Consider the following 24,883-nt stretch of genomic DNA (forward strand, 5'->3'; position numbering starts at 1 on the left):
GTTACTCTTGATCCGCACGGCTATACTTCAAAGTGACCTTACTTGTTTTTAGACATTGCACACCACATAAACAAACGCCCGGAAGATACCTTCCGGGCGTTTGTTCTGTTTATGGAATATCGCAGCCTTGGACACCGGTATAAATCCGGAACCACTGATCATGGCTGAGTTTGTATGCGGATGCACGCACCGCGGCGGAAATGCGGTTCTCTTTTCCGCTGCCGACAATCGGCATGATGTCTGCCGGGTGGGTGAACAGCCATGCGTACATGACTTCGTCAATGGAAGCGGCGCCGATTTCTTCCTGTACGGAACGAAGCGCGGCACGGATTCGGAGGTCCTTATCTGATTGTCCTGTAAAAACGCTCCCGCCCGCAAGCGGTGACCACGCCATCGGCGGAATGCGTTTTTCCTGACAGAAATCCAGCGTGCCGTCATGAATATTTTGCAGCTCGTACGCCGAGATTTCAATTTGGTTTGTGATGAGCGGATCATCCAAATAGGATTCGAGCATTCTGTACTGGTGCGCTTTAAAGTTCGATACCCCGAAATATCTGACCTTGCCCGAGCTTTTCAGCGCGTGAAACGCTTCAGCCACAGCCTCCGGGTCCATAAGCGGGTCCGGTCTGTGAATGAGCAGCACATCCAGATAATCCGTATTCAGATTCAAAAGCGACTGCTCCGCCGACGCTAAGATGTGAGACTTCGACGTATTATAATGATGCGACTTGTTTCCGGGCCGCTCCGGTGATTCAATGACAATCCCGCATTTTGTGACGATTTCGATTCGCTCCCTTATTGAAGGCGAAAGGGACAAAGCGCCGCCGAACAGCTTTTCACACGTATAACCGCCGTATATATCGGCATGGTCGAAGGTGGTGATGCCTTGGCTGATACACCATTCAATCAGATTCAGCAGCTCTCCGTCTGAAACATTCCATTCGTTCAGACGCCAAAGCCCGTGTATCACTCTTGAAAATTCCAGGTCTTCAGCCAATTGAATGCGCTGCATGTGAAATCCCCCTTTTTCTTAGAGCCTCTTGTATCTCTGTTTTCAGGAATTGCCCATGCTGTTTCATTCTGCTTCGGCGGCCGATTTTCCTTTCAGCCCGCAAAAATCGTCATTTAATGATTCTGAAACTGCTTTTTCGCTTTTTCAACGACGTAATGGCTTCCGCCGCGTTTTTTGACGTCTTGAATCATCATCGCGATCAAGAGGTCTTTCTTTTTATAATCGTAACCGACAAACCAGCCGTTTTCTTTGCCGTCTTTATCTTCTTTAGACGTTTTCAGCTCGGCTGTGCCGGTTTTTCCGGCTACGGTAATGCCGCTTACGGCCGGCTGATATGCAGAGCCGCGCGGATCTTCAACGACGCCTCTCAGCCCTTTTGTGATTTCTTCGGCATTGGCTTTCGACACCACTTGCTTATGCCAGATTTGCGGTGTTTTTTCTCCGTCTTTGATCAATGTCGGTTTGACGAGATTTCCGTCTGTTACAAATGCGGTATAGTCAGCCGCTAAGTGCAGAGGAGACATCAGCATCTGCCCCTGGCCGTAGCCCGTATCTCCGAGAAGGATCTCGGAATCAAGCTTGCCGTTAGCGATTGAGGACTTTTCAATCGGAAATTGGTACGGAATCTCTTCATCAAAGCCAAATGTTTTTAATCCTTTTGTAAACGCGTCCGCTCCGGCATCTATGGCATTTTGCGCAAAGTAGATGTTGTCCGATGTGATCAGCGCGTTTTCGAGATCCACTTCATTCAGGCGCTCTGATACGCGTGTGACATGGTAACCGCCCCAGCTCGAATCTTTCTGCCACTCTTTACCGGTGATTTTTTTCTTTTCCGACGCTTTCAATGTGCCGTTTGTCAGGCCGACTGCCGCGGCAATCGGTTTAATCGTTGATCCCGGCGCATAAAGTTTGTTGAATTTCGCTGAAAACGGATTGTTTTTATCTTCATTCAGCTTTTTCCATTCTTTGCCGCTCCAGCCGAAAATAAAGCCGTTCGGGTCATAAGACGGTGCGCTGACGAGCGCGAGGGTCTCTCCCGTTTGCGGTTCGAGGGCGACTGCCGCTCCGCTGTCGTCTTTCATAGAATCATACAGCTTCGTCTGCGTTTTCATGTCAATCGTTACATGAATATCCCGCCCGCTTTCGGCTTTCTTTTCAGCAATGACCTCACCTGTTTGCGGGACGTAAATTTTCCAGCCGGTCGTGCCGCGCAGCTTGTCTTCATATACATTTTCAAGGCCGGCGATGCCGATTTTGGAAGTATCGCTGTATTGGCCGTCTTTCGCTTTTTTCAGCTGCTCCGCTGTGATGGTTTTAATATAGCCGGTCAGATGGGCCGCTTTTTCGCCGTACGGATAGTAGCGGGAGCTGACCTTCGTTTTCGTCACGCCGTCTAGTGCGAGCAGGCTTTTGACCTTGCTTTCATCATCCGGTCTGATTTTTTGAATCGGGACATAGGAGTCGTCTTTTACCCAGCCCTGGTTCAGTTTGCTTTTGATATCGTCTTCAGAAAGGTCCAGTTTTTCAGACAGTTTTTTGATCACGCTGTCTTTATCCTTGCCGAGTTTTCCAGGGATAATGCCGATTTCCGGCACCTCAGTATTCACGGCGAGACCTTTTCCGTCTTTGTCGTAAATTTGTCCGCGCTTCGGTTCTTCATTTGCGATCTGCACGGTTTTGTCATCGGAAAGCTGTTTGAAAATAAAAGAAGGATTCCAGTCGATGTTCCATGATTCCCCATCGTCTGTTTTTTCTTTTTTCAGGACGGCCGTGTTTTCAAAAGCGACCTTCCCTGCTTTTGTATCCATGCTGACCTTATAATCGATGTGCTGGAGGTCATCTTTTTTCTTGTCGTCTTCGTCCTGTTTTTCGGCAGTGACTTTCAGATTTTTAACCCCTGCTTGTTCATAAATGGTTTCATATCGTTTTACAAAATCCTTTTTGGATCGTTTTTTCTTTTCATCCTGGGTGAGGCTTTGGTACATCTTATCGTAATGACCGCCGTTCCAGTCTTTTACGAAATCTTTCATTCTGTCTTCGGCCGATTCCGTTTTCGAGCAGCCGATCAAACCTATGATTCCTGCGAGTAAAAGTAATAGGTATAACCCTTTTTTCACTGTCTATTCCCCTGCCTTCCAACTGTTATTTTCTCCTAAACCAAATCAGGCTGGCAAGGATTTTTTTCTCATAGTGTTTAAAATTTTTTTGTTTTTCCTGCCGTCACGGGCCATATTCTTATACAATGTATCTATTAAAAAAAGGGGGAATTTCAGATGATCAGAGAAGCAGCCATGCTGTATGTAAAAGAAGGTCTTGAGGGGGAATTCGAAGAGGCATTCCGCCGGGCGGAGCCGATTATCGCGGGCATGAAAGGTTATCTGTCCCATTCCTTGTCCAAATGTATGGAAAAGACGCATAAATATTTGCTGCTTGTGGAATGGGAGACATTGGAAGATCATACAAAAGGCTTTCGCGGATCGCCGGATTATCAGGAATGGAAAGCCTTACTGCACCGTTTTTATTCACCATTTCCCGTTGTGGAGCATTTTGAGGATCTATCAGACTCAGATCGCGTGAAGCGTAAAACCGATTAAGGAGATCGACCATACAAAAACGGCGGTATAGATATTGAATTTCCCGGAACCGTCGTTTTCTTTCCGTTTTTCCTCCAGCCCCTGAATGAACATGACCGCACCGAGAAACACGAGCATAACCGGCTGTATGACAGAGGTATGTTCCGCATACGTAAATGCGGCGGCCGCAAGTATAATAATTAGCATCGCGAGTGACAGTTTTAAGGCGCGCAGCAAAGCAATCCATCCTTTCTGTTATCATTTTTTGAACACAATTCTATTTCTGTCTTTATCCCCCATTATTCTAGCGTACTTTTTGCGCGGATAGAACGAAAGTCGGACAATTTTAAGTTTGTTTTAAGGAGCACGAAAAGCGCGCTCCCCATGAAAAGGAGCGCGCGGTTATGAGCGGGCGAGGCTTCCGTATCCGAGCCCCCGCAGGACGCATGCCATGACTTCATACCCCTTGCTGTTGGGGTGTACGCGGTCATGAGAAAGATATTCATTCATTTTTCCTTTGAAAGCGCTGTGGACGTCGGCAATTTTGACGTGCGGCGCCGATGCGAGCGTGCTGAGGTGCGCATTATAAGAGGATATCCATTTTTCTGCAATGGAGATGCCCGGGAAAGGATTGTATAAATTGAAGACGCGGATCTCATAAGGAGACGGGTGCGGTCCTTTTAAGGCAGCAATCTTGGCTATCATCTTTTCAAAGTTCTCATGGCAGTGACTGGACACGCTGGTGAATACCGAAGCATCCGATGTTTGCTGATATGCCTGAACCGAATCAATCAAATCGTTGCCGCAGCCTGTAATCGTAATCATATCAGCAGCCTGAATCCGCCTCTGAATATACGGTAAGGACATAAGCCCGAGAATTTCTCCAGTCTCAAGGCCTGATTTGGCAAAGATGGATACGTCGGTTTTTGTCTGTAAATCTTCTGCCATCATGCGCCCGAACCGCTGGACAAAACCGGCGGAAAACGGTCCGGATCCCCTCCCCGTCGTCAAAGAATCCCCCAGCGCCGTATAAACAAGTCCCATTTACTTTCCTCCACTCGTTACTATCGATATTGTAATGTACGCGAGTGAAGAAAAATTGGCTCGGTCAATAACCTAATTTCTCAGAAATATGCTGTGCGGCGTTTTTGACCTTTTCGGTTAAATACGGCAGCCTGTCCTCTGAAAACCGGGCTTCGAAGCCGGCGATGCTGATTCCGGCAGCCACCTTACCTTCGTGATTGAAAATCGGCGCCCCGATCGCCGCCGTATAATCTTCTAATTCCGAATAGCTGATCGTATAACCTGATTGCAAGGATCTTTCAATGGAGTGAAGCAGTTCAGCCCGATCCGTCATCGTGCCTGAGGCGATTGCGGCAAGCTTTGTCTTCTGAATGTATGTGTCAATCTCCTCTTCCGGCAGAAACGATAAAATGCTTCTGGCGCACGCTCCCGCGTACAGCGGCGACCGGCGGCCGATTGCCGTATACAGGCGGACGGTTTGGGTGCCTTCAATTTTTTCGACGTAAATGGCTTCATCCCCGTCCCTCATGATCAGCTGAACGGCCTCATCCACTTCGCTGCACAGCTCTTCCATAATCGGTTTGGCTATTTTCCTGATATCCAGACGTTCAGAGACGAGCTGGCCGAATTGTAAAAAGATCAGGCCAAGCTGATAACGGCCGTCCGCTGCCCGGGTGAGAAATCCCGTTTCTTCCAGTGAGCTTGCCATCCGGTGAACCGAAGTCTTCGGCATTTCCGATAGAGAAACCAGCTCATTTAAGCTCAGGCTCGGTTCAGTCAGAAACAAATGAAGCAGTTCCATTGATTTGATGACGGTTTTGTTTTTGTTTTCCATGGTCTTTAGCCCCTTTGTCAGATCACCCATTCCATTTTGAGCCTTGCTTTCAGCTCCTTCAGCTGCTGTTCCTTCTCCAAAAGCAGCATTTCCGCTTCCTCCAGCGAAACGGCCCGGAACGTAATATGTTCCCCCGGCATCGTTTGGGCGACGAGAGGAAGATCGGCGGATATGATATGCGCCATCCGCGGATAGCCCCCCGTCGTCTGTCTGTCAGCCAGCAGAATAATCGGATTGCCGTCCGGCGGCACCTGCACCGTTCCGAACGTCACGGCCTCAGATACCATTTCCAGCGGCTCCCGCAATTCAAGCGGAGCGCCCTTCAGCCGGTAGCCCATTCGGTCGGATTGAGGCGTGACCGTATATGACTCTTGATAAAAACGTAATTTTGCTTCTTCTGTAAAAGCGTGAAATTGAGCGCCTTCAAGCACTCGTATGACCGGATTTTTTTTCAGCGGCAGAAACCCTCTGCTGCTGACAGACCAATCAGGCGCTGAGAAACCATGCTGTCCGAAAGAATCGCTCAGACGGTACGCGATTGATTCCGAACATGGCGTCATACGGCCGAGCGGCAGCTCATCATCTTTTTGCAGCGCTCTTCCGCAAAAGCCGCCGATCCCCGCTCTGACATACGTGCTTTTGCTTTCCATGACGGCGGGCACGTCAAATCCCCCCGCGACGGCGAGATATGCGCGGCTCCCCATCTTGCACGGCCCGAATGAGACGACGCTGTTTTCCTTTATCAAAACCGGTTTCCACAGAGGGGCGGGCTCCCCATTAATATGAAAGGCGAAATCAGCTCCCGTAACGGCAATAACCGCGGGTTCTGAGAACTCAAAGGAAGGCCCTGGCCCCATGAGCGTAACTTCAAGCCCCGCCTCTTTTTCTTGATTTCCGGCAAGAAGATTGGCGATGCGCAGAGAGATCGTATCCATTGCGCCGCTTCCCAATACACCGTATTTCTGATATCCCGTCCGTCCCGTGTCCTGAACCGTCGTCAAGAGACCGGGTTTTACCACTTTCATACTCATTCGGCTCCCTCCTTGATGCGGCTGTACTCCTCTGCTGTGATCCGGACGAATTTCACCGTATCGCCCGCTCTCAAAAGACTCGGCGGATGTTCTTCCGGCCTGAAAAGCCGGAGCGGGGTGCTGCCGATCAGCTGCCAGCCGCCGGGAGTGGATATCGGATACACACCGGTCTGCATTCCCGCGATTCCTACTGAACCGGCCGGGATGGACGGCCTTGGCGACGCCTTTCTCGGCGCTCTGATCCGCTCAGACATTCCTCCTAAAAACGGAAATCCCGGCGCAAATCCGAGCATATAAACGAGATATTCGCCTTCAGTATGAATGCGGATGACGTCTTCCGGGGTCAGATCGTTCATCTCAGCCACCTCTTCTAAATCGGGACCGAAATCACCGCCGTAGCAAACGGGGATTTCCATCACCCGGCGCTCTTCTTTGCGGCCGGTCATTATATGACTGAGACGTTCTGTCACTTCTTTCTTGACCAGGGCAAAAGGAGAGATGCCTTTTTTTATGTTTGAGACGGCATACACGTCATAAAAGATCGTTAAGCTTGTGAATGCCGGAATACATTCAACGAAGCCCGGAAACGGCCGTTCTTCCATACAGGCTGCCGCCGCATGCACCCGGCTGTTGACCTCTTCGCTGATGTGCCCGCCAAAGCGGATGATAACGGCGGAATCACCGTACGGCTGTATATCAAGCGCTGTATTTCCGCTATACTGCATCATTGTCATCACCTCGTTGTATTCTTTCTCACTTACAGGACAGCAAGCGATTCATTTCGTATATCGGTGATCAGCATATGCCCCGGTGAATGTGTTATTACGATATCAGGCTTTGCTTCCATGATCACCGCCTGGGGTGTAACGCCGCAGGCCCAGAATACGGGAACTTCACCTTCCCGCACCGTTACGGCATCTCCGAAATCCGGCTGATGCAAATCGCTGATGCCGATGCTTTGCGGATTTCCGATGCGGACGGGGGCGCCGTGCACGGCGGGAAAACGTGACGTGACCTGCGCCGCGCGGACTGCAAGCCTTTCCGGAATCGGTCTCATACTGACGACCATCTTTCCTGAAAACGAGCCCGCCGGAACACAGTCAATATTTGTTTTATACATGGGAACGTTCACGCCTTCATCAATGTGCCTGATTGGAATGTGCTGATTGATAAGGGCCTGCTCGAATGAAAAACTGCAGCCGATCAAAAACCCGACATAATCATCCTTCCAATACGGCGTAATATCCGTTACCTCTTCAGTAAGCACGCCATGCCGATAAATCCTGTATTTCGGAAAGTCCGTCCGGATATCAGCTCCCGGCGCCGCTATTGCCGGAACAGGTGAACCCGCATCCGTCACATCAAGCACCGGACAAGGCTTTTGATTACGCTGGCAGAATAAAAGAAAATCAAAGGCAAGATCCTTTTGCAAAACGACGAGATTGGCTTGTGCGTAAGAAGCGGCCAACCCCGCCGTCGGCCCGGTCATCTGCCCTTTCCTGATAAGCTGTCTGACTTCTTCGGGACTCGTATCTCTCATATGGTTTTTCATATCATCAGCTCCATAGCTGCGGCATTTGCGAGAATAATGTATAGATGCCCATAACCGCCATGACAACCACTACGATTGCCCCTGCAATCGTGAGCCAGATCGGATGCTTGTAATCGCCGACGATTTTTTTCTTATAAGCGCCCAACAGAATCATCGCTAATGCAAGCGGCAGAATTAAGCCGTTAAGCGAACCGACCGCGACCAGAATTTTGGCAGGCTGGCCGATCGTGACAAAAATAAGAGTGGATACAATGATAAAACCGATAATTACGCCATGTGAGTGCTTTTCGATTTTTGCCGAAAACGATTTGAAGAATGACACCGATGTATAGGCGGCGCCGATGACAGACGTGATAGCGGCAGACCACATGATGACGCCGAAAATTTTATAGCCGACATTTCCCGCCGCAAGCTTGAACACAGAAGCCGCGGGATTATCAGGATCGATGCGCAGGCCCTTTGAAACGACGCCGAGCACGGCGAGAAACAGGGCAATCCGCATAATAGATGTAATCAAGACGCCCGTGATGGAGCTTTTCGTGACCTGAGGAATGACTTCCTTCCCTTGGATGCCTGAATCAAGCAAGCGGTGGCCGCCGGCAAATGTAATGTATCCGCCGACCGTGCCGCCGACAAGCGTCACGATTGCCAGCACACTGATATGATCAGGCATAAAAGTTTTCACAACGGCGTGTCCGACCGGCGGAGCCGTCGTTACGGCAACATACACCGTCAATACGATCATGACGATTCCGGCGATCTGCATAAAACGGTCCATGACTTTTCCGGCTTCCTTTATGACGAAAATCAGAACCGCAATCGCAGCGCTTATTAAAGCGCCGATCTCCGGTTTGATTCCGAATAATACTTGAAGACCGAGACCCGCGCCGCCGATGTTTCCGATATTAAACGCAAGTCCGCCGAGCACGACCAGAAAAGCAATGGCATAACCGGCGCCCGGAAGCACCATATTGGCAATCTCTTGGCCGCGCTTTCCGGAAACCGCGATAATCCGCCATACATTGGTTTGCGCGAAGATGTCCAAAATAATAGAGATTAAAATGATAAAGCCGAAGCTTGCCGCCAATGTATTGGTAAACGTGGCCGTTTGCGTCAGAAAGCCGGGCCCGATTGATGATGTCGCCATCAAAAATGTCGCGCCTAAAAGAAGCGACCATTTGCCGGAAGCCTTTCCGGCTGTTTTTTTCTTTTGCTCCATGCTGTCTTCCTCCCTCTGCTGCTCAGTCTTTTGCAAGCGCACTGATTTGAATGTCTGCCGCTTTTAATTCTTTTTTGATTGTTTTTGCGAATGTCAGCGCGTGGGCGCCGTCTCCGTGAATGCAGACCGTGTCCGCTTTCAGGTTTACAGCTTGTCCCTTACGTGATGTCACCGTGCTGTTTTTCACCATTTGAATCACTTGACCGACCGCTTTTTTGTCATCCTGAATCAGCGCATCCGGCTCTGAACGCGGCGTCAGCGTGCCGTCTTCCTGATAGGTGCGGTCCGCAAACACTTCGCTTGCCGTCCTCAGTCCGAGTCGATCTCCCGCTTTAATCAGCTCGCTTCCGGAAAGCCCGAAAAGAACGAGTCCGGGATCAAAATGAAAGACCGCCTGAGCGATGGCTTCTGACAGGCCGGGATTGACGGCGGCCATATTATATAAAGCGCCGTGCGGCTTCACATGCTGCATCTCGACACCTTCCGCTTTTAAAAACCCTGACAGCGCGCCGATTTGATACAGCGTCAGATCATACGCTTCCTCGGGCGTAATCGCGATCTGCCTCCGCCCGAATCCCTGCAGATCAAACAGTCCCGGATGAGCGCCGATTTTCACGCCTTTTTCCGCCGCAAGCGCAACCGTTTTGCGCATCACGCTGGGATCACCCGCATGAAAGCCGCAGGCGATGTTTGCAGATGTCACATAATCCAAAATCTCTTCATCCAGTCCGATTTTATAAGCACCGAAACTCTCTCCTAAATCACAATTGATGTCAATCTGAAACATAAGCTCCCTCCTGTATTGTAAACGTTTTATTTTATTATCATTCCGATATTCGGAACGATTATTCCGAATTGTTGAATTTCTCTTCATTATATTTAATTCTGACAGGTTTGAACATCCTTTTGTCAGAAAACCTACCATAGACCTAGTCACAAATCTGACAAAACAAAAAAAGAGAGCCTCATGCTGAGACTCTCTCTTTTTTCTATTATAACACCCAGTGGCGGATCGCTTTGGCGACCCCGTTTTCCGTGTTGACATCAGTCACCCAGTCAGCTGTTTCTTTCACGATGTCCTGCGCGTTCCCCATGGCGACGCCGACACCCGCTTTTTCAATCATGGCAATGTCATTCAGACTGTCACCCATGGCCATCACATTTTCCATCGTGAAGCCGAGTTTTTCCGATACCTTCGCCAGCGCAGCCGCTTTGTTGATACCGAGGGCATTGACTTCGATGTTGATCGGACTTGAGTTTGTGATTTCGAGCTCCTTGTATTCTTTGAGCTCTTTCAGCACCTCATTCCGCACTTCGTCATCCTCGATTTCGAACCCGAACTTGAGCCACTGATGATCCGTAATCGTTTCCGGGAATTCCCCTCTCCACACTCTATCGACGGTAGAAGCCCAGAAATTCGTGTTGTGCTTATTCCTCAGATCCCATAATTTTTGAATATGATCGGTATGAAGAAGCTTGCGCTCAACCAGCTCAAAGTTGGAATCCCAGATTTCGCTGCCGTTTGCCGTGATTAAAAAGGATGACAGCTCGAGAGACTCAGCCAGTTCGCGGCAGGTCATCAGCGTGCGTCCTGTGCTGATGACGACGTGAATTCCTTTCGCCTCCGCTTCCTTGATCGCCCGCCGGTTTTCCTCCGGGATGAGCTGCTCGTCATTGAGCAGGGTTCCGTCCATATCAATCGCGATCAGTTTAATATCTGCGTCTTCTCTTTGTATCGGCATATATGTACCTCACTTTTTATATTGTAGTCGTCTCTATTTTAATACATATGACCCACAGGAACAAAAAACCGCTTCCTGCGTTTGGCAGGGCGAGCGTTGAGGAAAATAAATATTGAGGTGATGGAGGATGAAAGAAAGAAAACAAAAGAACAAACCGAATGAAAATCCTGAACATCATGATTTAACCGATCCGATTCCGCTGGAAGAGCTGAAGGAAAACGCCAATGACGAAAAACACAAACATGACCAGAGGGACAATTCACAAAGTGAAAGAGATTATGATACAAAATAACACGCTTGTCCGAAAGCCGCCTCCAGTGGCGGCTTTTTTTACGATAGCTGGATAAATATGCTGAGCTCAGCTTCCGCCACAGGCTTCCCGGCAACGGACGCTTTCGCCCGGCCGAACACAAAACCGCGTCTGATTCGCGTGACCTCAAAAAAAAGATCCAGACGGTCTCCCGACAAAGCGGCACCTAACCTTTCCGCTTTCTTCACCGCGGATAAGAGACCGAGGCCGTCACCGCCGGTAATTCCCGCGCAAGCCGCCGTTTGGGCCATTGCTTCAACGACGAGCGAAAATGGCATCTCTCTTTGGGATTCAGTTATAAACCAGTCATTTTCACTGATGTTTTTGTAAGCACCCGCCCATTTTCCGGCTTCACTGTTCGTCGTGCCGTCAATCAAAAGAAACGGAAAACGATGGGGCAATAGCTTCTGATTCATCACGCAGCCTCCCTTCCCTCTCATTATAACGCAAGAAAAAACCCGCGTCCCCCCGACGCGGGTTCATTTTTATTGATTGAGCTTTCTGAGCACGATGCCATGCAGCGGTTCATGCGGCTGAATACCGCAAATGTCTTGAAGAACGCCGCTCGTGCCTTTTTCCGTGATAAGCTTTTGCAGCTCAACCGCTTCCGGATCATCCTGATAGTCAAAGCGCAGGGCGGCGGCGATACCTTCCGCCAGCGCGTTCGGTTCTTTTATTTTTTTGGCCGGCCCTACTAATCTGTCATTCGCTCCGAGTTTTCTGAGCGGTGATCTGGCGACTCTTGTCACATCATCCGTGATGTATTCATTTTCAAAGCGGCCGATGATTTTTTTCATGTACTGCTCATGTTCGGATTGCTTAAAGCCGTACGCTTTCACCAAGTACTCGCCCGTTTCTGAAAGTGCATCGTACACGACACGCCGGATTTCCGGATGGCCGATGGCCTCTTTGACGGTTTTTAATCCGCGCTGATAGCCGACGTACGCCGTAACGGCATGGCCGGTATTGACGGTAAACAGCTTTCTCTCGATGAAAGGCGTAAGATCATCCGTAAACAACGCACCTTCCAGTACCGGCTGGCCGCCGGCAAAGCCGGTTCTGTCTATGACCCATTCAAAAAACGGTTCTACGGATACTTTCAGCGGATCTTCATGGTGCTGAATCGGCACAATCCGATCCACCGCAGAATCCGGGAAGCCGACCGTCCGGTTCACGAGTTCCCGCTCCGCTTCCGTCAAATGTCCGAAAACTTCTTTTTTCAGAAAACTGCTGCCGCCGATCATATTTTCACAGGCAATGATATTGAGAGGCTCAGAGGACGTTCTGCGCTTCAGCCCTTCCGCGATGGACGGGGCGATGAGTCTGAGAACGTTCGGGCCCACCGCCGTCGTAATGATCGCCGCTTCATTGATCAGCCCGTACAGCTCTTGTTCTTGCACCGCGCTGTTGATGGCTGAAACGGGGCCGATGATTTCGGTCTGCCGGCCGCCGTCGGCAAGCTCCACGGTATATTCCTTCTTTTCATTAAGAAGGCTGACCATCGTTTCATTCACATCAGCGAAAACTACGTCATAGCCGGAATGATGGAGCAGGGCGCCGATAAAGCCCCGCCCGATGTTTCCCGCTCCGAAATGAAGGGCAATCATGTCAGTTCACCTCGCTGAAAATAGCGGCCAGTTCTTCTTCCGTCTTTGCACTGATCAGCCGTTCGATGTTTTCTTCCTCTGAGCAGATGATGGCGATGTTTGACAGGATGTCTAAGTGTTCATTGTTTTTTCCGGCGATACCGAAAACGACCTTTGCCGTATTGCCTTCACCGTATTCAACACCGTCCGGAATCTGGATGACGGAAATGCCTGAATGAAGCACCTCATCCTTTGCATCTTCCGTGCCGTGCGGGATCGCGATGAAATTCCCCATAAACGTGGATGATGTTTCTTCACGTTCGAACATTTTTTCCACATAGCCGTTCTTCACGTAGCCGTTATCAATCAACGTCTGTCCCGCCAGGCGGATGGCATCCTCTTTTGAGTTCACTGTCTGGTTCAGTTTGATGTTCGCTTTAGCCAATACTTCCATGATGAAGATCCCTCTTTCTGTTTGATTAGTTTTTAAGCTTTTCAATCAGTTCATCGTATTTCGGGCTGTTTAAGAAATTATCAACCGAAATGTGCACCGCCTGCGGCAGCTTCGCTTTCGCGCGGTCAGTCAGGTCCTTATGCGTAATGACGATATCCGCGTCATTCGGAAGATTATTGATCGACGTATTTGTCACATCAATATCCAGGTCTGCTTTTTTCACTTTGTTTCTTAAAATGGAGGCGCCCATTGCGCTCGATCCCATACCCGCGTCACATGCGAAGATAATGCGGCTGACTTGGTCAGCGGAAATATCAGCGGCGCTGTTTTCCGGCTCTTCCTCTTTGTCTGCCAATGCGGCCGCCGCTTCACTTTTCCTGCCTTTCATTTCCTGCATTTTTTCCGCCGCGGCTGTCAAATCTTCTTCGCCCGCTTTAGACGATTTCAGAATAAGCGCCGAGACGATAAACGATACGGCCGCGGCAACAATGACGCCCGCCAGCACGCCGAGATAGCTTCCTTTCGGCGTCAGCGCCAAAATGGCGATGATGCTTCCCGGAGATGATGCGGCGACAAGACCCGCGTTAAAGATCGAGAATGTAAGCAGTCCGCTCGCTCCCCCGGCGATCGCCGCGAGGATCAGCATCGGTTTCATTAAAATGTAAGGGAAATAGATTTCATGAATCCCCCCGAAGAAATGAATGATCGCCGCTCCGGGAGCTGTTGATCTTGAAGAGCCTTTCCCAAAGAACATATAGGCCAGTAAAATACCGAGTCCCGGTCCGGGGTTCGCTTCCACTAAGAACAGAATGGATTTACCCGCTTTGGCGGCCTGCTCGATTCCGATCGGACTTAAAATGCCGTGGTTGATCGCGTTATTCAGGAACAGGACTTTCGCCGGTTCTACGAAAACGCTTGCAATCGGCAGCAAATTCGCGTGGACAATGACTTCCACACCCGCCGCCAGCAATTTGTTAAGAGACAGGACGACCGGGCCGATCGCATAAAACGCGATAATCGTCAGCACCGCGCCGATAATTCCCGCCGTGAAGTTGTTGATCAGCATTTCAAAACCCTGTCTGACTTTATCTTTAAACACACGATCTAATTGTTTAATGAGATAACCGCCCAAAGGCCCCATAATCATTGCCCCTAAGAACATCGGAATGTCCGCTCCGACAATGACTCCGATGGCGGCCGTCGCTCCGACGACTCCCCCGCGGTGATCATAGATCATTTTTCCGCCCGTATATGCGATTAAAAGCGGCAGAAGATACGTAATCATCGGGCTTACCAATGTATTCAGCTGCGGATTGGGAAACCATCCCGCCGGAATAAACAGCGCGGTGATAATTCCCCATGCGATAAATGCGCCGATATTCGGCATGATCATACCGCTTAAATAACTGCCGAACCGCTGTATCTTCACTTTCATGCCAGCTTGCTGTTCTTGCTGCATGTTCATTCCCTCCCTGTTTGCCTGCCTTCAGATGAAAATAAATAAGACACGGGGTTTCTCTCTCCCCTGTGTCTTCATCATAAAACGCTTACAATCCCCATTCAATGAAAAGTAAAGAGGAGTTTGGCACAGAGACTGTGACAAATCCTTAACAAAAAAAAGACACCTCATCAAAGGTGTCTTACCGCTTTCTGTATATAATGTGTCCTTTTGTGACGACGAGCTTGGCAATGAGCCGCTCACTGACAATAAACACCGGATACGCACATACGAGCGCGAAAATGGCGGCCGGCACATACCGCGCTGCCGGAAACATCGGCATGACGGCGGTTCTGGCCATCTGCACAAGATAAATCAAAAGCACCGTGATCGCAATAGCCGCAGCCATAATCGGGGCTGATACTTTATATTCACGCAATTTCACATGGCAATGCCCGCACTGAAACTGGCACGGGATCATCGATGATCTGACCATGTCGCCTGTAATCGGCTTGCCGCAGTTCGGGCAGGTCGTTTCTTTCATGTTTATTCCTCCATTCAACTCTTCTATTATAACAGAGTCCGACTGCGTGTTTTACATTTGTGATTGTTCAACATTTTTTCACATATTTTATCATCAGGCTCTTGTGTGCATTTGTGAAAACATCTACTCTTAGAGGGAGGTTCATCACTCATTCGCATAAAAAGGAGGATGCAGAATTGCTTCCGATTCACAGACAGCAAACCTTGCTTGAATGGCTGAAAGAAGAGGGCGCGCTGAAAATCTCTGACATAAGCGAGAGATTCGGCGTCTCCGAGATGACCGTGTACAGAGACGTCAATCAGCTGGCGGATGCAAACCGGATTATCCGGACACCCGGCGGCATTACGCTCCCTCCCGCTTCAGAACAAAGCGCCAATCAATGCGGCTATTGCCTGCGGCCGATTCAGCATTCGTATTCTGTTCAGCTTATTACCGTTTCACAAGCCGTTGAGCAGATGTGCTGCATTCATTGCGCGATTTTGCGGTATGAGGATAAAAAGGAAGAAGTGTCCCACGTCATTTGTAAGGATTTTCTTCTCCAGACGACACTGACGGCCGCTTCCGCATACTTTTTAGTCCATGCCGATATTGACCTTCACTGCTGCCGGCCTCAGGCGATTCCCTTCTCAACGCTTGATTACGCAGAACGGTTTCAAAAAGGATTCGGCGGGGTCATTTGCACCTTTGACGAGGCGGCGGACATCATCTTACACGACAGGCAGAAGGGATGCACCTGCAGCAAGACATAACAACAACCAACCGGAAGGCGGTGTCATCATCCATGAGACAGAACAAACGCTGGCTCATCTTTTTGCTGTTCCTTGTTTTGATTCCGAAAACAAGCTTCGCCCACGCCTACATCACAAACTCAAATCCGGGTGAGAACAGCGAATTAAAACAAGCGCCGAAGCAGATTGAAATTGAGTTTAATGAACAGATTGAAGAAGGCTTCCACTCCATTAAGGTCTATAATTCATCCGGCGAACGGGTTGACGCGGGCAAAACGGTGATTCAAAAAAATGATGCCCGCATCATGACCGCGGCATTGAAAAAAAATCTGCCGCATGATATTTACAGAGCGGAATGGAACGCGGTATCGGCCGACGGACATCCGGTATCCGGCGTCATCCCTTTCAGTATCGGAAAAGCCGGTGGTGAACTTCAGGAGCAGACATCATCGCAAGCGGCGCTTCATCCCGAAGCGGCAATCGACCGCGGTATTTTGTACACCGCTCTCTCCCTGTTTATCGGCACGGCTTTTTTCCATCTGTTTTGGTACAGAAATAATGAAGATTCATCAAAAGCAAAACGAACTGTAAAGCTGCTCGTGATTTCTTTATGTTTAACGGGGCTCGCGCTCGTGTGCCAGCTCCCGATCCAGACGAAAGAAAACGCGGGCGGCGCTTGGAGCGCCGCGTTTCAGCCGGACTATGTAAAAGAAACGCTTCTGAAAACGGCAGGCGGGTACGTCTGGATGATCCAGATCAGCTTATTTATCCTGCTCGCCCTGTCCATGATCCCGATGCTGAAGAACAAAGCATTCCGGTCATTTGCGTACTGGACGGCGCCGCTGTTATTCTTCTTCGCTTCGCTTTTGGCAAAAGCATTCGCCGGGCATGCGGCCGTTATCGACGAAAAAGCGGTCGGCATCGCGATGGACTTTCTCCATTTATCGGCCGCGTCTGTATGGATGGGCGGTATAGCTGCGCTTGTGCTGCTTCTTTCATCAGAGTGGAGAAAACCCGATAAAACCATCGCTTGGGAAACGGTCAGACGGTTTTCTCCTTGGGCGTTCGCCTCTGTCGGCGTGCTGTTATTTTCAGGAGTGCTGAACGGATTTTTCATTATCCGCTCGTTCGATTCACTCTTTCACACCGCTTACGGCAAGACGCTCCTTTTGAAAATCGGACTGTTTGTCATCATGCTTGCGCTCGGCGCCGTTCACGTATGGATGACGAAGTTCAGCAGAAAAAGGAGCATCAGCGCAACGATAAAGGCCGAATGGGCACTAGGCATTGCGGTGTTATTCACAACCGCCGTCTTCACAAGCCTGCCCAGCCCGCCGCCGCCTGCGCCATTGCCTTTTAACGGCTCAGAAACGATCGGAAACGGGGAGACCCTGTCCTTGCACATTACGCCGAACCAGCCGGGTAAAAATGAATTTCAAGTCATTGTCACCGATCATAACGGCAGCTTAGTAAAAGACATTCAGCAATTTACGGTCACTGTTTACCAGACGGGCTTCAGCGGCAAACAGCATGAAAGCACCTTTGATTTGAAGAAAACGAAGGAAGGCACATTCGAAGCCGCCAACCTGTCCATCACCGAAAAGGGAAACTGGAAGATCAAAGTCCACGGGCTGACAAACGATTTTAATGAAATCAACCAAATATTCTCAACGACAAACTAAGGAGTGTATCTCATGTTGAAAAAAAAGGCTTTAATATTCATATCCGCCGTGACCCTGTCACTCGTCGGTTTTACGGCGGCAGCAAGCGCCCACGTCTCAGTCAAACCCGCGGAATCCGCGGCCGGTTCTTGGGAAACATACACGATGAAAGTGCCTGTGGAAAAGAATGAGCCGACAACGAAAGTCGTGCTGAAAATGCCCGCCGGCGTTGAATTTCAGCAGTATCAGCCGATTCCGGGCTGGAAAACATCCGTATCCAAACATGATGACAAAGCGGTCTCCGTCACTTGGGAAGCAAAGGACGGCGGCATTCAGCCCGGCCAATTCCAGCAGTTCACGTTCGTTGCGAAAAATCCTGAAAAGAGCGGAGATGCCGCTTGGGACGCTTACCAATATTACAAAGACGGCAGCATTGTAGAATGGACGGGGGATGAGAAAGCTGACACGCCTCACTCGATTACGAAAATCACGAAATCGGCCAGCGTGACGGATGCGCACGGAGCTGAACAGTCAAACGAAGAAAGCAAATCCGGCGTATCAGCGCTTGATATTGCGGCCATCGTTCTGTCAGCTGCGGCGATTATCCTTTCCATCGCGGCGCTTGTAAAGAAAAAACGCGCGTAAGCAAAAAGCGATCCGGCTCTAAAGAGCCTGCGATCGCTTTTTTTCTTATCCGCGGCCTGCCTGGAAAGACGGATATTTGGTCATTCCCCCGTCAGCAAACAGCGTAATGCCGGTCACATAGCTTGATTCCTTCGAAGCAAGCCAGACGGCGACAGCCGCGATTTCTTCCGGCTCACCGATATATCCCATCGGAATCATGCTTTCCACATCTTTTCTCTGAACGGGATCCGCAAATTTTTCCGCGTTAATCGGCGTATTGATGGCTCCCGGTCCGATATTGTTAACACGGATGCGCTTCGGCGCGTACTCAAGCGCCAGCGTTTCCGTCATCAATTTGATACCGCCTTTACTCGCCGCGTAGTGAACAAACAGCGGCCACGGAATCATTTCATGTACACTTGACATGTTAATGACGTTTCCTTGAATATCATTCTCTACGTAATATTTAATGGCTTCGCGGCTTCCTAAGAAAGCGCCGGTCAGATTGGTATTGATGACTTTGTTCCAGTCTTTGAGCGGCATTTCATGCGACTGAACCGGATTTTCCATGCCGGCGTTATTGATCATGACATCCAATGTGCCGAATTCCTTCACCGCAGTCTGCACGATGTTTTTGACATCTTCTTCTTTTGTGACGTCTCCTTGAACGATGACCGCTTCGCCTCCCGCTTTTTGAATCTCTTCTTTAACGGTTTGGGCGTCTTTTTCATTACTATAGTAGTTAATGACGACTTTCGCCTGCTCCTGTCCGAAACGGATCGCCATCGCTTTTCCTAATCCTGATGAAGCTCCCGTAATGGCAACGACTTTTCCTTTTAAATCCGTGTACATGTTCAAACCTCCTGCATATGTTATGAATTTGATTTCGCAACGCCTAAGAATACCGCTGCTACAATGATCAGGATAATCCCGATGGCAATGGCGACCAGCTGACGCTTCGTTTTGCTCTCACGGAGAATGAAGATTCCGCCGAGCGTGCTGATGACGATCCCCATTTGAGAGAGGGAAAAACTTGTCGCAACTCCGACACGCGGCTGTGAGATGAACAGAAACATGTTCCCGAGCGCCCAGATGATTCCCGGCAGAATGTTCTTGAGGGCGTACTTATTAAACGGTTTATGCTTGTACGTCAGGAGCAGTCCGCCGATGACCATCCCGATCGCCTGCGGCAGAAGTGCTGACCATCCGGATACGCCGAACAGCCGGGCGACGACGACATAGACCAAATAGCCGAGCGTGGAGATCAGCAGGATAACAATGCCTTTTTTTAAGTTTCCCGGTTCTCCGTCCGCCCGCCCCTTTTTATCTTCTAAAGATGTGAGCACAATCCCGATGATGATAAAAATAAGGGCAAGAATACCCAGCGTAATCGCGATCGGGGTTGACCATTCTTTAAATACGATCACACCGAACAAAGAAGTCGAGACGAGCTGCATTCCCGTTGATATCGGCATCGTTTTTGAAACGCCCATCAGCTGTATGCTTTTAAGCTGATTGCTTTGGCCGAGCGACCAAAACAGCCCTGAGATGATGCCGACAATAAAAATGCGCCCGGACAGGACCGGGTGGACAAACAGATACAGCACAAACGAAACGATGAGCGCCCCGATTGTCGTTCCCAGCGTCTGGCTGTAAGGCCCGCCGCCTAATTTGACGTTAAATAACACGATGCTCCCCCAAAATAAAGCCGGGAGAAGAGCCAGTAATATATCCATGATGGCGACCTTCTTTCAATCGTATTTGCTGTTATTTTGTCTGGAATCGAACCGATTATTCCCGCAAGATCAAAAAAGCCTGCCGGCGATATTCACCGGCAGACCGCTCAATAAAAACAGCCCCGCTTAGAAGCGGGGCTTTCTTTTCGGCTCATTAAAGTCCGATAGACATGTATTTGGTTTCCAGGTACGGTTCAATGCCTTCCGTACCGCCTTCACGGCCGATGCCGCTTTCTTTCATTCCTCCGAACGGCGCTTGAACCGCGGACGGACCGCCGTCATTCCAGCCGATGATGCCGTATTCAAGCTGTTCAGAAATATAGATGCCGCGGCGGTAGTTTTCTGTGAAGAAATAAGCCGCAAGCCCGAACGGCGTATCGTTCGCAAGCTTGATCGCTTCATCAATATCTGAGAACGTAACGATCGGCGCAACCGGGCCGAAAGTTTCTTCATGCATGATGTTCATGGATGTGTCTACATTTGAAAGCACGGTCGGCGTCACGAAATAGCATCCTTTTTCATCGTTTTGGTCATACGTTCCTCCCGTCAGCACTTCTGCACCTTTTTCCACGGCGTCATTAATTTGGCCGACGATTTTATCGAAGCCTTTTTTGTTGATGACAGGGCCGACGTTTACGCCTTTTTCAAGACCGTTTCCGACTTTGAGTTTCGCAGCTTCTTCACTCAGTTTTTTCGCAAACTCGTCTTTCACGGATTCGTGTACGATCAGCCGGTTCGCACAGACGCAGGTTTGGCCGGCATTTCTGAATTTAGAGGCCATTGTTTGGGCTACCGCCAGATCAAGATCAGCGTCTTCATCCACGATCAGCGGCGCATGTCCGCCAAGCTCCATTGACATATGTTTTACGGTGTCGGCGCTGTTTTTCATCAGGATTTTGCCGACAGGCGTTGAGCCGGTAAAAGTAATTTTACGGATTTTCGGGCTGCTGGTGAAGACGTTTCCGATTTCGGCTCCGTCACCGATCACCACTTGCAGCACGTCCTTCGGAATTCCCGCTTCATATGCGAGACGCGCAAGGGCGTAAGCGGAAAGCGGCGTATCCTCCGCCGGTTTGATGATGAACGTACAGCCTGCCGCCAAAGCGGGCGCGGCTTTTCTTGTAATCATCGCATTCGGGAAATTCCACGGCGTGATCGCGGCTACCGGGCCGACCGCCTGACGGGTGACGACAATCCGTTTGCCCGTTGTCGGCGCAGGTACGGTTCTGCCGTAAATCCGTTTTGCTTCTTCGGCGAACCATTCAATATAACCGGCGCCGTATAAAACTTCTCCGACCGCTTCTTCATACGGTTTGCCGTTTTCTTTCGTAATTAATTCCGCAAGTTCTTCTTTATTTTCAACAATCAGCTCATACCATTTTCTCAAAAGTGAGGCACGTTCTCCCGCTGATGTTTTGGACCATGATTGAAACGCTTGATGTGAACGTTCAATCGCTTTTTCAACATCTTCGGCCGTCTGCTGGGGGATGCTTTCGATCGCCTCTCCCGTTGCCGGGTTGTACACTGTTAATTGTTCTGGCATATTGAACATTCCTTTCTCTGCTATAGTAAAGCCATTGAATGCTTGTTGATGTATCTCACACTTACATGATAGCAGACACATCCGGCGGCATTCCAATAATTGAACTCACAGAGCTGCTTCGATAATGGAAAGGCCTTCTTTGAGCTGCTCATCCGTCACGACAAGCGGCGTCAGGAATCTGATAATGTTGCCGTTAATGCCGGCCGTCAGCAGCAGCAGTCCGTTCTCGTTCGCCGTTTTAGCGATCGCCGCGGCTTTTGCTTTGTCCGGTTCCCGCGTGTGCGGATCTTTGACAATTTCGATGGCCGCCATCGCGCCGAGTCTGCGCACTTCTCCGATGCAGGCATGCTCTTTTTTCCACTCGAGCGCTTGATGCTCGATGATCCGGCCGATCTCTTCGGAACGCTGATTCAGCCCTTCTTCTTCAATAATATCCAAGACCGCGAGCGCAGCCGCACAGCCGAGCGGGCTTCCCGCATATGTGCCACCGAGTTCCCCCGGCGCGGCGGCATCAAGCATTTCCGCCCGGCCGATGACGCCGCTCAGCGGCAATCCGGCCGCAAGTGATTTGGATACGGTGATCAAATCCGGAACGGCTTCGAAATGTTCAATCGCAAAATACGTTCCCGTTCTGGCAAAACCGGTCTGAATCTCATCCGCTACAAAAACGATACCGTGTTTTTTACAAAAAGCGGCGACGTGCTGCACGAAACGTTTTGAAGGAATGATGAAGCCGCCTTCTCCCTGAACCGGCTCCATTACGACACAGGCGACGGTTTCCGGTGCAACTGCGGCGATAAAGAAATCCTCAAAAGCGCTGATGATAAAGTCGTCATACTGCTCGTCGCTCATGCCGGCCGGCTTTTGATAATAGTAAGGAAACGGCGCCTGATACACCTCTGAGGCAAACGGGCCGAAACCGAATTTATAAGGCTTCACCTTGCTCGTCATGCTCATCGTCATGTTCGTGCGGCCGTGGAACCCTCTTGTAAATGACACGACAGCCTGGCGCTTCGTATATTTTCTGGCGATTTTCACGGCGTTTTCCACCGCTTCCGCCCCCGAATTGAGAAAAATCGCTTTTTTCGCATGATCTCCCGGCGCAATGCCGCAAAGTTTTTCGGCCAGCTCAATATAAGACGGATACATCATGACGTTAAATCCCGGGTGAATCAGATCCTCCGCCTGTTTCTTCACGGCCTCCACCACTTTCGGATGGGAATGGCCGACATTCAGCGTTCCGATCGCTCCGGCAAAATCAATGAATCGTCTGCCGTCCAAATCGTACAAAAGCGCCCCTTCCCCTTTTACCGCCATGCTGCGGTTTCCGTTGCCGACCCCCTTGGAAACGAATTGATCCCGTTTTTGCTGCCACTGGGCTGTTGTCACTTCCGATGATGCTGTTCGACTCATAGATTCCATCCCCCTGCATTGTTTTCTTATCATTCTGACTTCTTTTTGGTATGATGAAAAGTACCAAAATCAATTTTTCTATGGTATCAGAAAGGAGCAGGGTCTGGATGCTGACGATTTCCATTGATCATTCGGAAACGGCGGATTATATCTATCAGCAGATCTATCAGCACATAAAAGCGGCCGTTTTGAAACGCAGCCTGATGCCTCATACAAAGGTGCCGTCTAAACGGGAGCTTGCCGAGACGCTGAAGGTCAGCGTGAATTCAGTGAATTCAGCTTATCAGCAGCTGCTTTCGGAAGGTTATTTATATGCAGTCGAAAGAAAAGGCTTTTTCGTGGAGGAAATTGATACGGTTTATCATGAAGAAACGCCTTCGCTCTCATTGCCTGAAGATTTAAAAGAGCGGGAGCCGGATAAGAGCGGCTGGATTTCGTTTTCTCATATGAGCGTGGATACGGCGCATTTTCCCCTGAAAAGCTGGTTCCGCTGTGAGCATAAAGCAGCCGCCCGTTCATTTCATACACTCGGAGACCTCGTCCATCCGCAAGGCTTATATGAAGTCCGTGAAACCATTTCGCGGCTTATTTCCCTGACAAGGGGCGTTACATGCCGCCCGGAACAAATCGTGCTCGGGGCGGGCACGCAAATGCTGATGCAGCTGCTGACGGAACTGCTGCCAAAAGACGCGCTGTACGCCATGGAGAACCCGGGATATATGAGGATGTACCGGCTGCTGCAAAGCCTCGGGAAAAAGGTTGCGACGATCAGCCTTGATGAAAAAGGCATGTCCATGGCCGAAATCGAAAAACGCCGGCCCTGTGTATTGATCACCACGCCTTCCCATCAATTCCCCTCAGGCGTGATCATGCCCGCTTCCCGGCGGATTCAGCTTTTAAACTGGGCCGCCGAACAGAACGGCCGCTTCATCATTGAAGATGATTATGACAGTGAATTTAAATATGACGCCGATACGATACCGGCGCTTCAAAGCCTTGACCGGTTTCAAAATGTCATCTACATGGGGACCTTTTCAAAATCCCTTTTCCCAGGTCTGCGCATCAGCTATATGGTTCTGCCGCCCGGGCTTTTGCGGACGTTCAAAGAGAGAACGTATGACCTGCATACGTGCAGCACGCTTGCCCAGCTCGCGCTGAAAGAATTTATCGACTCAGGTGAATATCAGAAACATATTAAAAAGATGAAGCAGCATTATAAGAACATGCGGGAACGCCTCATTTCGGCTTTGGAAGAAACATTCGGAGAAAGAATCAGTGTAAAGGGCGCCAATGCGGGGCTTCATTTTGTCACTGAGTTTGACTGCGCCCGTTCAGAAAAAGTGATATTGGCACGGGCGGATGCAGAACAGCTCGATCTGTTTGCGATGAGCCGGTTCCGTCTGAAAACGGGAGGCGATTCAAATAAGCCGCAGCTCATTCTGGGGTTCGCCCGCCTGAAGGAGAGCGATATTCAAGAAGGCGTCCTCAGGCTTTACCGGGCGGTTTTCGGCGCATAAAAAAACCCCCGGAATTCGGGGACTTATTTACCAGCGGTCCTGTTCTGTCTGCAAAATCGCCTCCAGCAGGCCGGGAAACGCCGCTTGTAAATCATCTTTGCGCAGGGAATAATAACGGTGCTTCCCGTCTATGCGCACTTGGGCGATCCCCGCTTCCCGCAGCACTTTGAAGTGATGGGACAGCGTTGATTTAGCGACCCGGACATCAGCGCAGGTTCCGCACGTTTTTTCTGTTGTTTCCGCCAATTGTTTGACCAGCTCTAAGCGGAGCGGATCACTCAGAGCATGAAGAACCTTTGTCAGCTGTAAGCGGTCGGTTTCAGGATGGTTTGGAATGTTCAT

The 24,883-nt window shown here is 50.0% G+C and carries 27 protein-coding genes; 6 read left to right on the plus strand and 21 right to left on the minus strand.

Annotated features, from left to right (window positions below; all coding sequences use genetic code 11):
* Positions 1–109 precede the first annotated feature (109 nt).
* The gene (locus tag MJQ52_RS09395; RefSeq protein ID WP_017419253.1) at positions 110–1,012 is read right to left on the minus strand and encodes an aldo/keto reductase; all 903 of its coding nucleotides are present in this window, start codon (positions 1,010–1,012) and stop codon (positions 110–112) included.
* Positions 1,013–1,125: 113 nt separating this feature from the next.
* Complete coding sequence (locus tag MJQ52_RS09400; protein WP_434181924.1) at positions 1,126–3,129, minus strand: penicillin-binding transpeptidase domain-containing protein; 2,004 nt, start codon at positions 3,127–3,129, stop codon at positions 1,126–1,128.
* Between the two features lie 156 nt (positions 3,130–3,285).
* On the opposite strand from MJQ52_RS09400, the gene MJQ52_RS09405 reads away from it, so the two are divergent.
* Positions 3,286–3,606: an antibiotic biosynthesis monooxygenase family protein gene (locus MJQ52_RS09405; protein WP_017419255.1), complete on the plus strand. Its 321-nt coding sequence runs from the start codon at positions 3,286–3,288 to the stop codon at positions 3,604–3,606.
* Here MJQ52_RS09405 and MJQ52_RS09410 read toward each other — a convergent pair.
* The 9 genes from MJQ52_RS09410 to MJQ52_RS09450 all read right to left on the minus strand — a co-directional run bounded on the left by MJQ52_RS09410 (position 3,577) and on the right by MJQ52_RS09450 (position 10,987).
* Complete coding sequence (locus tag MJQ52_RS09410) at positions 3,577–3,792, minus strand: YczI family protein (protein WP_369719110.1); 216 nt, start codon at positions 3,790–3,792, stop codon at positions 3,577–3,579. The two genes, MJQ52_RS09405 and MJQ52_RS09410, sit on opposite strands and share 30 nt — an antisense overlap.
* Before the next feature lie 195 nt (positions 3,793–3,987).
* Positions 3,988–4,629, minus strand: a complete 642-nt coding sequence (locus MJQ52_RS09415) for a GDSL-type esterase/lipase family protein (RefSeq protein WP_063174372.1) — start codon at positions 4,627–4,629, stop codon at positions 3,988–3,990.
* Between the two features lie 64 nt (positions 4,630–4,693).
* Complete coding sequence (locus MJQ52_RS09420) at positions 4,694–5,443, minus strand: IclR family transcriptional regulator (RefSeq protein ID WP_003156285.1); 750 nt, start codon at positions 5,441–5,443, stop codon at positions 4,694–4,696.
* Between the two features lie 17 nt (positions 5,444–5,460).
* Positions 5,461–6,468, minus strand: a complete 1,008-nt coding sequence (locus MJQ52_RS09425) for a biotin-dependent carboxyltransferase family protein (protein WP_094247900.1) — start codon at positions 6,466–6,468, stop codon at positions 5,461–5,463.
* A 2-nt stretch (positions 6,469–6,470) separates the two neighbouring features.
* Positions 6,471–7,202: a 5-oxoprolinase subunit PxpB gene (pxpB, locus tag MJQ52_RS09430; protein ID WP_094247233.1), complete on the minus strand. Its 732-nt coding sequence runs from the start codon at positions 7,200–7,202 to the stop codon at positions 6,471–6,473.
* 29 nt (positions 7,203–7,231) lie between these two features.
* Positions 7,232–8,026 carry a putative hydro-lyase gene (locus MJQ52_RS09435; RefSeq protein WP_094247234.1) on the minus strand — a complete coding sequence of 265 codons (795 nt, stop codon included), beginning with the start codon at positions 8,024–8,026 and terminating at the stop codon, positions 7,232–7,234.
* 4 nt (positions 8,027–8,030) lie between these two features.
* Positions 8,031–9,245, minus strand: a complete 1,215-nt coding sequence (locus tag MJQ52_RS09440) for an NRAMP family divalent metal transporter (RefSeq protein WP_044053272.1) — start codon at positions 9,243–9,245, stop codon at positions 8,031–8,033.
* Positions 9,246–9,267: 22 nt separating this feature from the next.
* A complete protein-coding gene (locus MJQ52_RS09445) occupies positions 9,268–10,032 on the minus strand; it encodes a 5-oxoprolinase subunit PxpA (RefSeq protein WP_094247235.1) in 765 nt (254 codons plus the stop codon).
* A 205-nt stretch (positions 10,033–10,237) separates the two neighbouring features.
* Positions 10,238–10,987, minus strand: coding sequence for a Cof-type HAD-IIB family hydrolase (locus MJQ52_RS09450; protein WP_003156292.1), 750 nt, complete (start codon positions 10,985–10,987; stop codon positions 10,238–10,240).
* A 127-nt stretch (positions 10,988–11,114) separates the two neighbouring features.
* Here MJQ52_RS09450 and MJQ52_RS09455 point away from each other — a divergent pair, with 127 nt between their 5' ends.
* A complete protein-coding gene (locus tag MJQ52_RS09455; RefSeq protein ID WP_003156294.1) occupies positions 11,115–11,279 on the plus strand; it encodes a hypothetical protein in 165 nt (54 codons plus the stop codon).
* Positions 11,280–11,317: 38 nt separating this feature from the next.
* Here MJQ52_RS09455 and MJQ52_RS09460 read toward each other — a convergent pair whose 3' ends face one another.
* The 5 genes from MJQ52_RS09460 to MJQ52_RS09480 all read right to left on the minus strand — a co-directional run bounded on the left by MJQ52_RS09460 (position 11,318) and on the right by MJQ52_RS09480 (position 15,319).
* Positions 11,318–11,713 (minus strand): 3-hydroxyacyl-ACP dehydratase FabZ family protein, encoded by a 396-nt coding sequence (locus MJQ52_RS09460; RefSeq protein WP_094247236.1) that lies wholly within the window; start codon positions 11,711–11,713, stop codon positions 11,318–11,320.
* 69 nt (positions 11,714–11,782) lie between these two features.
* Positions 11,783–12,904: a mannitol-1-phosphate 5-dehydrogenase gene (locus tag MJQ52_RS09465; protein ID WP_434181925.1), complete on the minus strand. Its 1,122-nt coding sequence runs from the start codon at positions 12,902–12,904 to the stop codon at positions 11,783–11,785.
* A gap of 1 nt (position 12,905) precedes the next feature.
* Positions 12,906–13,337 carry a PTS sugar transporter subunit IIA gene (locus MJQ52_RS09470; RefSeq protein ID WP_012116817.1) on the minus strand — a complete coding sequence of 144 codons (432 nt, stop codon included), beginning with the start codon at positions 13,335–13,337 and terminating at the stop codon, positions 12,906–12,908.
* Between the two features lie 25 nt (positions 13,338–13,362).
* Complete coding sequence (locus MJQ52_RS09475) at positions 13,363–14,802, minus strand: PTS mannitol transporter subunit IICB (RefSeq protein WP_014720723.1); 1,440 nt, start codon at positions 14,800–14,802, stop codon at positions 13,363–13,365.
* Positions 14,803–14,977: 175 nt separating this feature from the next.
* Positions 14,978–15,319, minus strand: a complete 342-nt coding sequence (locus MJQ52_RS09480) for a hypothetical protein (RefSeq protein ID WP_003156306.1) — start codon at positions 15,317–15,319, stop codon at positions 14,978–14,980.
* Positions 15,320–15,495: 176 nt separating this feature from the next.
* Here MJQ52_RS09480 and MJQ52_RS09485 point away from each other — a divergent pair, with 176 nt between their 5' ends.
* The 3 genes from MJQ52_RS09485 to MJQ52_RS09495 are packed head-to-tail and all read left to right on the plus strand — an operon-like array spanning position 15,496 to position 18,353.
* On the plus strand, positions 15,496–16,068 hold the full coding sequence (locus MJQ52_RS09485; protein WP_070081369.1) for a DeoR family transcriptional regulator: 573 nt from the start codon (positions 15,496–15,498) through the stop codon (positions 16,066–16,068).
* A 32-nt stretch (positions 16,069–16,100) separates the two neighbouring features.
* Entirely contained in the window at positions 16,101–17,729 is a 1,629-nt protein-coding gene (locus MJQ52_RS09490) for a copper resistance CopC/CopD family protein (protein ID WP_094247239.1), read from the plus strand.
* Positions 17,730–17,741: 12 nt separating this feature from the next.
* The gene (locus tag MJQ52_RS09495; protein WP_043866834.1) at positions 17,742–18,353 is read left to right on the plus strand and encodes a YcnI family copper-binding membrane protein; all 612 of its coding nucleotides are present in this window, start codon (positions 17,742–17,744) and stop codon (positions 18,351–18,353) included.
* Between the two features lie 45 nt (positions 18,354–18,398).
* Here the strand turns inward: MJQ52_RS09495 and gdh are convergent, their stop codons facing one another.
* The 4 genes from gdh to gabT all read right to left on the minus strand — a co-directional run bounded on the left by gdh (position 18,399) and on the right by gabT (position 23,024).
* A complete protein-coding gene (gdh, locus tag MJQ52_RS09500) occupies positions 18,399–19,184 on the minus strand; it encodes a glucose 1-dehydrogenase (RefSeq protein WP_070081367.1) in 786 nt (261 codons plus the stop codon).
* Positions 19,185–19,204: 20 nt separating this feature from the next.
* Complete coding sequence (locus tag MJQ52_RS09505) at positions 19,205–20,068, minus strand: RhaT/GlcU family sugar-proton symporter (protein ID WP_003156317.1); 864 nt, start codon at positions 20,066–20,068, stop codon at positions 19,205–19,207.
* Positions 20,069–20,222: 154 nt separating this feature from the next.
* On the minus strand, positions 20,223–21,611 hold the full coding sequence (gabD, locus tag MJQ52_RS09510; RefSeq protein ID WP_003156319.1) for a succinate-semialdehyde dehydrogenase: 1,389 nt from the start codon (positions 21,609–21,611) through the stop codon (positions 20,223–20,225).
* 105 nt (positions 21,612–21,716) lie between these two features.
* On the minus strand, positions 21,717–23,024 hold the full coding sequence (gene gabT / locus MJQ52_RS09515; RefSeq protein WP_025649992.1) for a 4-aminobutyrate--2-oxoglutarate transaminase: 1,308 nt from the start codon (positions 23,022–23,024) through the stop codon (positions 21,717–21,719).
* Positions 23,025–23,131: 107 nt separating this feature from the next.
* Between gabT and MJQ52_RS09520 the strand changes: the two genes are divergently transcribed.
* A complete protein-coding gene (locus MJQ52_RS09520) occupies positions 23,132–24,541 on the plus strand; it encodes a PLP-dependent aminotransferase family protein (protein ID WP_025649993.1) in 1,410 nt (469 codons plus the stop codon).
* Between the two features lie 27 nt (positions 24,542–24,568).
* Here MJQ52_RS09520 and MJQ52_RS09525 read toward each other — a convergent pair whose 3' ends face one another.
* Positions 24,569–24,883: an ArsR/SmtB family transcription factor gene (locus MJQ52_RS09525; RefSeq protein ID WP_025649994.1), complete on the minus strand. Its 315-nt coding sequence runs from the start codon at positions 24,881–24,883 to the stop codon at positions 24,569–24,571.

Source organism: Bacillus sp. jun7 (assembly GCF_051034795.1).
Taxonomy (GTDB): domain Bacteria; phylum Bacillota; class Bacilli; order Bacillales; family Bacillaceae; genus Bacillus; species Bacillus velezensis.